General features: G+C 53.4%; 11 protein-coding genes. 10 read left to right on the forward strand and 1 reads right to left on the reverse strand.

Annotation, left to right across the window (positions count from 1 at the left end):
- The first annotated feature begins 60 nt into the window (after nt 1–60).
- The 9 genes from SBL51_RS15445 (at nt 61) to SBL51_RS15485 (ending at nt 9,900) form a co-directional block, all read left to right on the forward strand.
- On the forward strand, nt 61–1,614 hold the full coding sequence (locus SBL51_RS15445) for a long-chain fatty acid--CoA ligase (RefSeq protein ID WP_317931963.1): 1,554 nt from the start codon (nt 61–63) through the stop codon (nt 1,612–1,614).
- Nucleotides 1,615–2,175: 561 nt separating this feature from the next.
- Nucleotides 2,176–3,390 carry an acyl-CoA dehydrogenase family protein gene (locus tag SBL51_RS15450; RefSeq protein ID WP_317931965.1) on the forward strand — a complete coding sequence of 405 codons (1,215 nt, stop codon included), beginning with the start codon at nt 2,176–2,178 and terminating at the stop codon, nt 3,388–3,390.
- 10 nt (nt 3,391–3,400) lie between these two features.
- Nucleotides 3,401–4,390 carry a phosphotransferase family protein gene (locus SBL51_RS15455; protein WP_317931967.1) on the forward strand — a complete coding sequence of 330 codons (990 nt, stop codon included), beginning with the start codon at nt 3,401–3,403 and terminating at the stop codon, nt 4,388–4,390.
- Nucleotides 4,387–4,764 carry a DUF6285 domain-containing protein gene (locus SBL51_RS15460; RefSeq protein WP_317931968.1) on the forward strand — a complete coding sequence of 126 codons (378 nt, stop codon included), beginning with the start codon at nt 4,387–4,389 and terminating at the stop codon, nt 4,762–4,764. Before SBL51_RS15455 ends, SBL51_RS15460 begins: the two co-directional genes overlap by 4 nt.
- Nucleotides 4,765–4,804: 40 nt before the next feature.
- Nucleotides 4,805–6,001, forward strand: a complete 1,197-nt coding sequence (locus SBL51_RS15465) for a CoA transferase (RefSeq protein ID WP_317931969.1) — start codon at nt 4,805–4,807, stop codon at nt 5,999–6,001.
- A gap of 167 nt (nt 6,002–6,168) precedes the next feature.
- Nucleotides 6,169–7,074, forward strand: coding sequence for a hydroxymethylglutaryl-CoA lyase (locus SBL51_RS15470; protein ID WP_317931971.1), 906 nt, complete (start codon nt 6,169–6,171; stop codon nt 7,072–7,074).
- 128 nt (nt 7,075–7,202) lie between these two features.
- Nucleotides 7,203–8,540, forward strand: coding sequence for an MFS transporter (locus SBL51_RS15475; protein ID WP_317931972.1), 1,338 nt, complete (start codon nt 7,203–7,205; stop codon nt 8,538–8,540).
- Between the two features lie 47 nt (nt 8,541–8,587).
- Nucleotides 8,588–9,358: an SDR family oxidoreductase gene (locus SBL51_RS15480; RefSeq protein WP_317931973.1), complete on the forward strand. Its 771-nt coding sequence runs from the start codon at nt 8,588–8,590 to the stop codon at nt 9,356–9,358.
- Between the two features lie 113 nt (nt 9,359–9,471).
- Nucleotides 9,472–9,900 carry a MarR family winged helix-turn-helix transcriptional regulator gene (locus SBL51_RS15485; protein WP_317931974.1) on the forward strand — a complete coding sequence of 143 codons (429 nt, stop codon included), beginning with the start codon at nt 9,472–9,474 and terminating at the stop codon, nt 9,898–9,900.
- A 141-nt stretch (nt 9,901–10,041) separates the two neighbouring features.
- On the opposite strand, the gene SBL51_RS15490 is transcribed toward SBL51_RS15485, so the two are convergent.
- Entirely contained in the window at nt 10,042–11,061 is a 1,020-nt protein-coding gene (locus tag SBL51_RS15490) for an AraC family transcriptional regulator (RefSeq protein ID WP_317931975.1), read from the reverse strand.
- 187 nt (nt 11,062–11,248) lie between these two features.
- Here SBL51_RS15490 and SBL51_RS15495 point away from each other — a divergent pair, with 187 nt between their 5' ends.
- On the forward strand, nt 11,249–12,457 hold the full coding sequence (locus SBL51_RS15495; RefSeq protein ID WP_317931976.1) for an acetyl-CoA C-acetyltransferase: 1,209 nt from the start codon (nt 11,249–11,251) through the stop codon (nt 12,455–12,457).
- The last annotated feature ends 43 nt before the right edge of the window (nt 12,458–12,500 follow it).

Here is a 12,500-nt window from a genome sequence, read left to right on the forward strand (position 1 = left end):
ATAAATTTTTAGTCTGGGTAGTGGTGTTAACGCTAGCTGGGCAGAGCAAGAGTGTGAATTATGTATATCGTAGAAGCGCTACGTAAAGCTGTTCAGAGTAAACCTCAGGGCTTGGCAACCGTGTACGGCGACCGGCAACAGACTTGGGCCGAGTTTGGTGAGCGGGTGCAGAGACTTGCCGGCTGGCTACAAGCCAGTGGCCTGCAAGCTGATGACCGGGTGGCAATTCTATCTCGCAATTCAGACCGCTATCTTGAGTGCCAGAATGCCATCGCTTGGGCCGGCGGCATTTTTTCCCCGCTAAACGCACGCCTTCATATTAATGAGCTAATAAAACTGATCAATAACCTGGAAGCCAAGGTTATTTTTGTGGATGACCACTTTTATAGTGAAATTCTCTCAGTAAAGGCTGACATAAACAGTTTAAGTTATATTGTGGCCATGGAGCGGGTTGCAGACGCCGATGCGCTACAGATGGATGAGTTGATTGCTCAATCCAATCCGGCGCCATTCGTTGAGCGCGAGTTGGATGATACGGCAGCCATCTACTACACCGGGGGTACCACAGGGTTACCCAAGGGCGTTATGTTGTCTAACCGGGTGCTGGCTACGTTCTCCTCCAATCTCGCTTTGGAGCTGGAGTATCGTTCCGATTCGGTTTATATCCATGTTGCGCCTATGTTTCATTTGGCCAATCATGGCGTATTCGTGGTGACTCAGCAGTGTGGTACCCACATATTCATTGATCAGGTCGAGCCGTTAGAGGTATTGCGCTTGATCGAACGTTACCGAATTACCCACTGTATGGTGGTGCCCACTATTATCCAAATGCTAACCCAGGCTGCGCAGGAAAATCCCGATATGGATGTTACCTCATTGCAGTTGCTGGGCTATGCCGGATCACCCATGCCAGTTGAGTTGGCCAAAGAAGCACAGCGTATCTTCCCTAAAGTGGGTTTTGTTACCGGTTACGGCATGACAGAGTCCCCCAACATTACCACGCTCAGCCGAGGTGATACGGACTTGACGGTACCCAACAACAACCGCGCTAAATCGGTTGGGCGCCCCTATCCTGCCGTTAGCGTTCGTATCGTCAATGATGTCGGCGAGGTCCGTGCCGTGGGCGAGCGCGGCGAGATTGTGGTGCGCAGCACCACGGCGATGAAAGGCTATTGGAAAAACCCGGAAGCCACAGCTGAAATATTTGCCGGTGGTTGGTTACACACTGGCGATATCGGTTATTTCGATGAAGATGGCTTCCTGTATATCTGCGACCGCCTGAAAGATATGATTATCTCCGGTGGCGAGAATATCTATTCCAATGAGGTGGAGCAGGTTATCTACCGGCACGAGGCCATAGCCCAGTGTGCGGTTATTGCTGTGCCGTCGGAGCGCTGGGGTGAAGCTGTGCATGCTGTGGTGGTGTTAAAGCCGGGGGCGGTGTTGGAAGAGTCTGAATTAATCGCCTTCTGCCGTGCTAACCTGGCCGCCTATAAGTGCCCAAAAAGTGTTAGCTTCTCTGCCGACCCTCTGCCCTTAACCGGTGCCAATAAAATTGATAAACGTGCACTGCGTGAACCTTATTGGCAGAACATGGCCAGTTCTGTCAACTAGCCTTGCTGCCTCGCTGTAGGAGGCACTGATGCGATGGGCACTCAACCAAGCCTGCTGCCGGGGTGACTTATCCCCGGTAGCTCTGCTCCCTTGCTGTTGTCACTGATAAGTGGCCACCTCTGACTGGGTAATTACCCCTTTCCTGACCTAACGATTGGACCCTTTGAATTCAACTGCCGATCAGTAGATGGCCGCTGACTGGTCACATCCGGCGTATTGCCAAAGCGGGATTGCCCATAACAACCAACGGGTTGGTGGCACTGTATCGAAAGCAGAATGTAGGCGAAATAGTACCCTCTGGCTCCACCCCTAACTACTGAATAGTTGCCCCGGATTGAGCCTGGCAGTGGTTGTTATTGCGCTTTGATATAAATGGTTTAATTGTCATTTCGGTCAATTAAGTTGACAGACTTGATTCCCGTTTTGATTTGGTATATTGTCAATAAAATTGACAATATACCTGATGGTGGCGCAGCGATATCGGCCTGGCAGTAATGGTGAAAGGGCGCGCCCCATCATGACGCGATCATGAGTGGATCTGAATAATAAAAGGTACCTGATATGTCTGCCATCAAGGCGCCCGCATGGGCAGAAACCCGAGCCCGGGTTAAGAAATTTCTTGAAGAACGTATTTACCCCGTCGAACACATTTTGCATGGCAACGATCGGACATCGGCCAATATGACCATGGCTCGATTGATGGACGAAGCCAAGGCCGAAGGCTTGTGGGCATTGGGTCATCCCAGGGAGATTGGCGGGCAGGGCATGCCCTTTATGGATTACGTTTATGTCAACGAAGTGATTGGCCGCTCTGAGCATGCGCAGTTGGTGTTTGGTACCTACACCCTGCAGGACTCCATCATGCTCAACCAGTATGCATCACCCCAGTGGCGAGAGCAGTTTCTGCGGCCGTTGGTAGAGGGTGAAATTCTGCCAAGTTTTGGTATGACCGAACCTGACGTTGCCTCATCAGACCCAACCCAACTGCAAACTGTGGCCGAGTTGGTGGATGGTCACTGGCTGATCAATGGTCGCAAGTGGTTTACCACGGGAGCCGACAAAGCCGCCTACACCACTGTAATGTGCCGCACAGAACCCGATGCGCCCAAGCACTCGGCGTTTAGCATGATCATTGTCCCCACCAATACCCGCGGTTACAACATCCTGCGCGATACCCCAATTTTGGGCATGGCCGACTCTCACTTTGAAGTGGAGTACGACAACATTCGCGTGCCCGAGAGTAATATTCTGGGTGGCCGTGGTGAAGGCTTCGTGATTGCCCAGCGTCGCCTGGGCCCAGGCCGGATTTTTCACTGTATGCGTTGGTTGGGTCAGGCTCAGCGCGCGTTCGATTTAATGTGTCATCGCCTGCATCAACGCACCGCCTTTGGCTCCTCTCTGGCCGACAAGCAACTACTGCAACAGCATGTTTTTGATTCCGCCACGGAAATTCGCGCCTGCCGGCTGCTCACCCTGGATGCGGCACGACGCATCGATGCTGGTGATGACGCCCGGGTGGAGATTGGTCAGATTAAAGTGGTTGGTGCACGCATGCTGCACAATGTTGTCGACCGTGCCTTGCAGGTCTATGGCGCCGCCGGTCTCACCGATGATACCCCGCTGAGTCGCATGTATCGGCATGCCCGTGAAGCGCGAATTTACGATGGACCGGATGAGGTTCACATTCAATCAACGGCCCGTCGTTTGCTGAAGTTATACCGCGATGGTGGTGCCGGTATCGATTTTGGCGAAGACGACGCCAAGTTTGGTTTCTGAGGTGAGCGCTGTGGACAATAACCAAATTCTGCAGAGATTAACGGCCGTTGTTGAAAAACACCTGGGTGCGGTAACCATTGATAATGCCCGGCCACTTACCGGTGGTGCGGCTTCGTCCACCTGGAAGTTTGATGTAGTGGGTGGCGATGGCCGCCGTTCTCTAATTCTGCGCTGTGCCGAAACCGAGGAACAAATTTCTACCGGCTTACAAAAATCTTTAGAAGCGCAGGTACAGCAGGCCGCATTCGTCGGTGGTGTTCCCGCCGCTGAAGTGCTGTTCACGCTGGCGCCGTCGGATCAATTGGGTGACGGTTATGTTATGGATTGTCTTGCCGGTGAGTCGATTCCGCGAAAAATTTTGCGCAACAAAGAGTTTGATTGTGTGCGCCCGAATCTGGCTGCGCAGTGCGGTTCGATTTTGGCTCGCATCCATGCGCTAACACCTCCTAAAGAGTTGTCGGTACTGACCGCCGCCGAACAGATTCGTCGCCAGGCGGCTGATTACCGGCAATACAATCAGCCGCTGCCGGTGTTTGAGCTGGCGCTGCGCTGGCTGGAACGCAATCAACCGAAGCAAAACAATCTCACATTGGTACACGGCGATTTCCGTAACGGTAACCTGTTGGTGACGCCCGAGCAGGGCATCAACGGCGTGCTCGATTGGGAGCTGGCTCATCAGGGTGATCCGATGGAAGATCTGGGTTGGCTCTGCGTCAACTCCTGGCGCTTTGGCAATCGTCATCTGCCGGTTGGCGGATTCGGTAGCCGCGAAGCCCTGTTCGCCGCCTATGAGCAAGCAGCGGGCATAAAGGTAGACTCCAAGGCCGTTCATTTCTGGGAAGTGTTCGGCGTGTTGAAGTGGGGTGTAATCTGTCTGTTTATGTGTAAAGCGGATATGAAAAACGATATCTGTTCTGTTGAACGTGCGGCCATTGGCCGGCGTGTTTCCGAAACCGAAGTGGATTTGCTGACCTTGCTGGCGGCGGGAGTAGAGTCATGATTGAAGAGATTCCGACAGTCGGTCAACTGCTGAAATCTGTCGCGACTTTGTTGAGCAATGAAATCTCGCCGGCATTGGCACAACAGGATCTGCAATTCAAAGTGCGCATCGCTGTGAATGTGTTGGCCATTATCGAGCGCGAGTGGCAGCAGGGCCCGCAGGTGGCGGAAGAGGAAGTGGCGATGGTCAATGCCTTGCTCGGTACCGACAACCACGACCTAAAAGCCCTGCGCGCCGAGTTGGCCGAGGCAATTATGAATGGCCAATACGATGATGACCTGAGTGCTCTGGCCACGCGCCTGTTGCCCAATGCCTGTAGTCGATTGTCTATCGACAACCCACTCTACTCAACGCTGCTTGAGTTACAAAAATAATTTGCCGCCTACATTACTTAAATAACGAAGAGTGCAAGCCATGAAAGCCTTATCGAATATCACTGTTATTGATCTCACCCACATGTTGTCTGGCCCCTATGCCGGCATGCTATTGGCGGATTTAGGTGCGGACACGATTAAGGTGGAACCTTTGCGCGGGGAAGCCACCCGTGAACTATTAAAAAATTCGCCCGAGTACTCCCGTGAAGGGATGGGTGCCTATTTTCTGACACTCAATCGCAACAAAAAGAGTGTGGCGATTGATCTTAAGTCAGAGCAGGGGCGTGAGGTTTTTTACAAATTGGTCGAGCAGGCCGACGTGGTGCTGAATAATTTTGGCACCGGTGTACCAGAGCGGTTAGGTATCGATTACGAGCAGCTGGCCAAACATAATCCGCGTATTATTACCTGTTCCATTACCGGCTTTGGTGAAACCGGCCCGGACCCAAAACGCCCAGCGTTTGACCTGGTGGCGCAGGGCATGGGTGGTGGTATGTCTATCACCGGTGAGCCGGGTGGTGAACCTTTGCGAGCAGGCATTCCCATTGGCGACCTCGGTGGTGGCGTGTTTGCCGTGATTGGAATTTTGTCAGCATTGCAGGCACGCCAGCATACCGGGCGTGGCCAGCACGTTGATATCTCTATGATGGATTGCCAGCTGTCGCTGCTCAACTACATGGGCACCATGCAGTTAATGTCCGGCATTGATCCCGGCCCGATGGGTAACAGCCATTTTGTGCATGTTCCCTATGGCACCTTCAGAACAAAATCTCGTTACCTGATTATTGCGGTCCTGTCGGATAAGTTTTGGGAAAATCTGGTCGAGCTGCTGGATGATGACGATCTCCGCAATCCGGAATTTGCCACTCAGCCTGGCCGCTGGGCCGCACAGGGTTTTATTAATGCCCGTATTCAGGAACATTTTGATCGCGAGCCGTGTGAATACTGGTTGCAGAAACTCGGCGAGTACCGAATCCCCTGTGCTCCGGTCAATAAATTCTCCGATGCCTTTAACGATCCCCAGGCCCAGGCCCGTAATATGGTGGTGGAGGTGCCGCTGGCCACCGGCGAAAAAATTCGCCAGCCTGGCAACCCGGTGAAGTTCTCCGATACCAACGAAGAGAGTTACAGCACACCGCCTACCATTGGCCAGAATACCAATGAAATTTTGTGTCAGCGTTTGGGCTTGTCTGTGGAACAGGTGGAGAAGTTGCGCGGTGAGGGTGTAATTAATTAAATAACTGGCCGGCTGTGGCTGTCACTCAACCATTTGCGTTTACCTTTTAATTAATGACTGCAAAAGCGGGTACCGTTGCGATAAATAACGGTGCCTAACTGCGCGCTGCGTTGCTGGTGACTTTGGTTTGAGATTGATAACCTGCGGGTCGTCATGAGGATCGATTTATGAGCGATATAATAATTAACGAAGTTGGCCTGCGCGATGGTTTGCAGAATCAGTCGTGCCCCATCACTACCGACGACAAGCAGCGTCTGTTCAGTTCGCTGTGGAATAGCGGTCTGCGCAATTTTGAGGTGACCAGTTTTGTGCACCCTAAGGCGGTACCACAGATGGCCGATGCCGAGGCGGTTATGCAATTCCTGCCGGACGCCGACGATGCCGAATTTACGGTTTTGGTACCTAATCGTCGCGGTTATGAGCGGGCGGTGGCTGCCGGTGCCAAGGCGGTGGCGGTGGTGTTGACTGCAACTGATACCTTCAATCGGCGCAATATTCAGATGAGCCTGGAGCAGGCGACGGCAGTCTGTCGTGAAATTATCGACGCCGCCGGTGGCGATAATATTTATGTTCGCGCCTATGTCTCGGCTGCCTGTGGTTGCCCTTATGAGGGGCCGGTATCCAGTGAGCGTGTTTTCTCACTGGTCGATGCAGTGGCCCAGGCCGATGAGATATCCATCGCTGATACCATCGGATGTGGTGGGCCGCGGCAGATCAGTGAGCTGATGACACCGCTGGTTGCCGAGTATGGCTGCGAGAAATTTAATCTGCACTTACACGATACGCGGGGCTTGGCGGTGGCCAATGCCTGGGCCGGTTTACAGGCTGGGGTGCGTCGTTTTGATGCCTCCATCGGTGGTCTCGGTGGCTGTCCGTTTGCGCCGGGTGCTGCTGGCAACCTGGCCACAGAAGATCTGGTGGTGCTGTTACATCAGTGCGGTTACAGCACCGGTATTGATTTAGAAAAATTACTGCAAGCCATTGTTGTTGCTGAAGAGATTGTCGGGCACCCATTGGGTGGCCGCTCGCGTAAGTGGTTGCAACAGCAGGACCTGGGTTCCTGCCAGGTTTGATGCGATAAATATTTCATGTGCTGTTTTTCTGGTTAGGAAAATAAAACAGTAAATTTTTTGCTGGTGAAATAGGCCAACATAAAACTCGGTGTGGATCATTAGCGCACCTCTTTTTCAGAGTTAAAGTAATGGGAAATATAAAAATAAAATCCACGGCTTACCCCTGGTATGTGGTCTTCGTTTTACTGTTGGCCTATACCGTCAGTTTTATTGATCGCCAGATTCTCACGCTATTGGTTGGCCCCATCAAGCGTGATCTGGGTATTAGTGATACCCAGATGAGTCTGCTTATCGGCTTATCATTTGCGCTGTTCTACACCGTTATGGGCATGCCCATCGGTCGAATTGTCGATAGCCACAAACGCACGCGTATTATCACCATTGGCATTGTGGTCTGGAGCTTGATGACCGCCGGTTGCGGTTTGGCTCGCTACTACTGGCAGCTGTTCATTATGCGCATTGGCGTGGGAGTGGGTGAGGCGGCGCTATCACCGGCGGCATTTTCCATTATCGCCGACTATTTTCCGAGAAGCCGCTTAGGGTTGGCCAACAGTATCTATAACAGTGGCGCCTATGTGGGCGGTGCCATCGCCATGATGGTCGGTGGTCTGGCGGTCAGTTCACTGGATGGTATGGGCACTATCAAGCTGCCGGTTATGGGTGAGATCTTCTCCTGGCAGCTGGTCTTTTTAGTGGTGGGATTGCCCGGTTTTCTGGTGGCGCTGCTGGTGAAAACGGTTAAGGAGCCACCGCGCTCCGGTCATCTGGCCGAGCACGCCAATGGCATTCCCCTGTCACAGGTTCTGTCGCACCTAGCCCCGCATAAATCCACGCTGTTCTTCTTGTGTATCGGCTTTGCCCTGAGTGCGTTGGTTGGCTATTCACTCACTGCCTGGATACCCACTTTTCTAATCCGGATTCATCAAGTGCCCGTGGCCGACGTCGGCCTCTATGTGGGTTTGATTTTGGTGTTGGGCGGTATTGGCGGGGTGGTTCTGGGCGGACTGTTGTCCGACTGGATGGTGGCCAGGGGGCGATCCGATGCCCGCATGCGTACCGGTCTGCTGGCCATGTCGCTGGCGTTAGTGCCGGTGATCAGCTTCCCACTGGTCGAAGATTTGACGCTCTGTCTGGTGTTAATGGCGATGGCGATTACCATGCTCACCTTCCCCATGGCTTGCGGGCCGGCTGGGTTGCAAGAGATCTTTCCCAATCAACTGCGCGGCCAGATAACCGCGTTCTACATGTTGGTGGTCAATCTCATTGGCATGGCCTGCGGACCAACCCTGGTGGCGCTACTCACCGACTATCTCTTTAGGGATGAGATGGCATTGGGCAAATCGCTGGCTGTGTGTGGTGGTGCAGCGGTGGCGATAGCGTGGCTGATGTTTGTGTTGGGGATGAAACCGTATCGGGCGAGTGTGGAATATTTTGGGAAAACGGTCGGCCTGAATGCCAGTGTCTGATTAGTCGGCCATTGATTTTATTAAAGAACGTATCGTGTGGAAAAATTATGAAAGATATTTTTGATCTTACTGGAAAAGTGGCCTTGGTAACGGGCGGTGGCACCGGCCTGGGACGCGAATTTGCTGTCGCACTCTGTAATCGTGGGGCACGGGTCATATTGGCGGCACGCCGGAAAGAGAAATTGCAGGATACCGTTGACTATCTGACTGAGCAGGGGTGGCAGGCAACCAGTGTTTGTATGGATGTGTGTGATCCTGCCAGTGTCGAGCAGGCCTTTGCAGACACCGCCGCCTTTGGTGTGCCCGACATTATTGTCAATAACGCCGGAATACTTGCCGAGCCAAACCTATTGGATCTGGAAGCGGATGAATGGGATCAGGTAATGGCCACCAACCTCAAAGGCGCCTGGTTGGTGGCCAAAGCAGGTGTCCAAGCAATGATCAAAGCCGATAAAAAGGGCGGCAGTATCATCAATATTGCTTCCATTATGTCTGTCTGTGCGCAAAAGGGAACCGGTCCCTACGCGGCCTCCAAAGCTGGTCTGGTGCAGCTGACCAAAACCATGGCACTTGAGTGGGCACGCTTTGGTGTGCGTGTGAATTCCATTGCACCCGGCTATTACAGTTCCGATATGGCGGATGAATATCTGGCGACGGAACTGGGTAAGGCCATGCTCAGACGCATCCCCATGCGCCGCCTGGGTGACGGCATTGATCTGCACGGGCCGTTACTGCTACTTGCCAGCGACGCTTCCGCCTATATGACGGGCAGCGTGATTACGGCGGATGGCGGTCACTCCATGCCGATGACCAACTAGGCTCCCGCACCGAGTTCGTTCCGTGTTCTGTCCCGGCGGCGGAATGACACCATGCAGGAAAATCGTTAGAATCCAGAGTTTAGCTTCATATGGACATCAGAAAGATTCAGATCATGGCAAAGAAGAAAATTCAGCTAGGACAGCTTTTACTGCGCGGGTTTCACTGGATGGATGATGGCCTGCAGCGCGGTTTACAATCCAAGGGGTGGCCGGAAATCACACACGCCCAATCCATGTTGATCATCGCTGTGGGCGAGGGCATCAATCGACCTTCGGATATTGCCAAATATCTGGGGGTTAGCCGTCAGGCGGTGCATCAGTCACTCAATGAGATCGTCAAAATGGGCATTCTTGAGATGCTGCCTGATCCAACCGATGGCCGGGCGAAGGTGGTCAGTGTTTCTGAAGACGCGCAGCCGATGGTGATGGATGCCCGTAAGGTCAATAGCAATTTGGAAAAGAGCCTGGCCAAACAGCTGGGTGTAGACCGGGTTAAGATGCTGCGCGAAATTCTTGAGGAAGATTGGGGTAGGGTGGATTAAGGCGGTTTATCTCCTGCAATGACCATTACCCGTAGTGACAACTAGCGAAGCGGAAAACTCGGCACTAAACAGGCGACTTTAATAGTCGCCTGTTTTACTTTGGCGGGCAGGTTTTAGTGGGCTTGCACAAGCCGCTCTCTCTCAATGGCTTAAGCCCCTGCGCCCTTGGCGGCGGTAATTATGGGGCGTTACCCCGGTCCAGCTGCGGAATGCGCGCACAAAGGTGCAGGATTCCGAGTAACCCACCTTATAGGCAATGGTCTCAATGGTGTCGTCTGATTCCAGCAGACTGTGGATAGCGATATCCCGTCGCAGTTGGCTCTTCAGTTCGGTGTAGGCCACGCCCTCCTCTTCCAGGCAGCGGTGCAATTTTTTGGGGTGTATCCCGAGTTCACCTGCCAGCTCCTCAAAGGTCGGCAGCGCGCTGAGGTTACGGCTGAGCAAATCTCTTACTCGCGCTTCCCAGCTCTGCTGGTTGTATTGGGCCCGCAATATATTGAGAGTCGGGCGACGCAAATATTCGGTGAGCTTCTGGGGGGAGTTTTTTACTGGCATCTCCAGCAACTGGCGAGGCAGCACCAGCTCACTGAGTGGTGCATCAAACAGCATTTTGGAACCGAGAAAAAGCCCACGATACTCGCGGCTGTAGATGGGCTCGGCAAACCCAAAGCTGGCGTAGTCGAGCGGAAGCTTGGTTTCAGTGAGCCAATTAGCGAGCCGGTAGCAGGAGAACATAAACAGCTCATAGGCATAGGGCTCAAGCTCTGTAATTTCGTATGGTGATAAAAAACGCACATGCAGGCGATTGTTCAAGGTCTGCATTTCAATCCGCGGCCCACCGTTGATCATGCCATAAAACTGGCAAAACCGCTTCAGTGCCTGGCTCAGGTTTTTGGCCTGTAACGTCCAGTGACACATGGCCGCCCAGGCTCCCAGATTAATCGGTGCGCGGCCGTAGCCCAGGTACTCATCATTCATTCCGCGCATGGTAACTGATTGAATTAACGCGAATTGTTCCAGTGTTACCCGGCTGCCAGGCTCGCTCAGCAGGCGTGGAGCAATGCCTGCCCGCAGGAGCAGTTTGTCGCTATCGAGGCCGGCGTCTGCGGCGTGTTTGATGACCGCTCTCACAAAATGGCTGCTGATGGAAAAATCCTGCATGGCAAGCCCTTCTCGTCACTTCTAGATTCAGTGCATTATGTATAAAAATGCATATTTATGTCCAATATTATCATTTTAATTGTCAATATAGATGACAAAATTGCCTCGTAAACCAAATTGACGATTTCCATGTGAGATCAGTATCTATCAATCGGGGTTCGCTGCGCAGCAGCGACAGGAAAACACCATGACAGAAACAGCTTATATCTACGATGCCATCCGAACCCCTCGCGGTAAGGGCAAGAAAGACGGTTCCCTGCATGAGGTCAAGCCAGTGGCACTGGCCGCCGGGCTGCTGCGCGAGCTTGAGCAGCGCCATAACCTGGATACCAGTCGCGTTGACGATGTGATCCTCGGTTGTGTTACGCCGGTGGTGGAGCAGGGGGGCGATATTGCCAAGTGTGCGGTGCAGTACGCCGGGTGGGATGAGAGTGTGGCTGGCTTCCAGCTGGATCGCTACTGCGGTTCCGGCTTGGAGGCGGTCAACCTGGCGGCCATGAAAGTGGCCTCCGGCTGGGAAGATATGGTCGTTGCCGGCGGCCTGGAGTGTATGTCCCGTGTACCAATGGGCAGTTCGGGTGGCCCCTACTTTAACGATCCGGAAGTGACTCTTAGTGGCCGCTTTGTGCCACAAGGTATCGGTGCTGACACCATTGCCACCATTGGTGGTTGGAGCCGTGAAGATGTGGACTCTGTGGCGTTGATGTCGCAGCAGCGTGCGGCCAGCGCCCAAGCCAATGGCTATTTCGACCGCTCGGTGGTTCCGGTTAAAGACCTCAATGGCATGACCATTCTGGAAAAAGACGAGTTCATCAAACCCAACACCACCATGGAGACCCTGGCCGGGCTGCGCGCTGCCTTCGTTCCTTTTGGCGAGATGGGTTTCGACGATGTCATGCTCAGCAAATACCCCCATCTGCAAGCTATCAATCACGTTCACACGGCGGGTAACTCCTCTGGCATTGTCGACGGCTCAGCAGCGGTTTTGATTGGCAGTGAGCAGGTGGGCAAGGAGCTGGGCTTGACACCACGCGGCCGCATTGTTGCCACGGCAGTACTGGCCACCGACCCAACCATTATGCTGGTTGGCCCCGGCCCGGCGGCGAAGAAGGTGCTGGCCAAGGCCGGTATGACCACCGCCGATATTGACCTGTTTGAAATTAACGAAGCCTTTGCCTCGGTGGTATTGCGCTTTATGCAGGATCTGGAAATCGATGCCAGTGTCACCAACGTCAATGGCGGTGCCATTGCATTGGGGCACCCACTGGGCGCGACTGGGGCCATGCTGATCAGCACCATGCTCGATGAGCTGGAGCGTCGTAACAAGAAGCGTGCCCTGGTGGCACTGTGTGTAGCTGGTGGTCAGGGTATCGCCACGATTATCGAACGCGTGTAAGCCACCACCGAGTGCAAACCGCTCTTAACAATTTTAGGTAACA

The organism is Halioxenophilus sp. WMMB6, from assembly GCF_033283405.1.
Classification (GTDB): Bacteria; Pseudomonadota; Gammaproteobacteria; order Pseudomonadales; family Cellvibrionaceae; genus Halioxenophilus.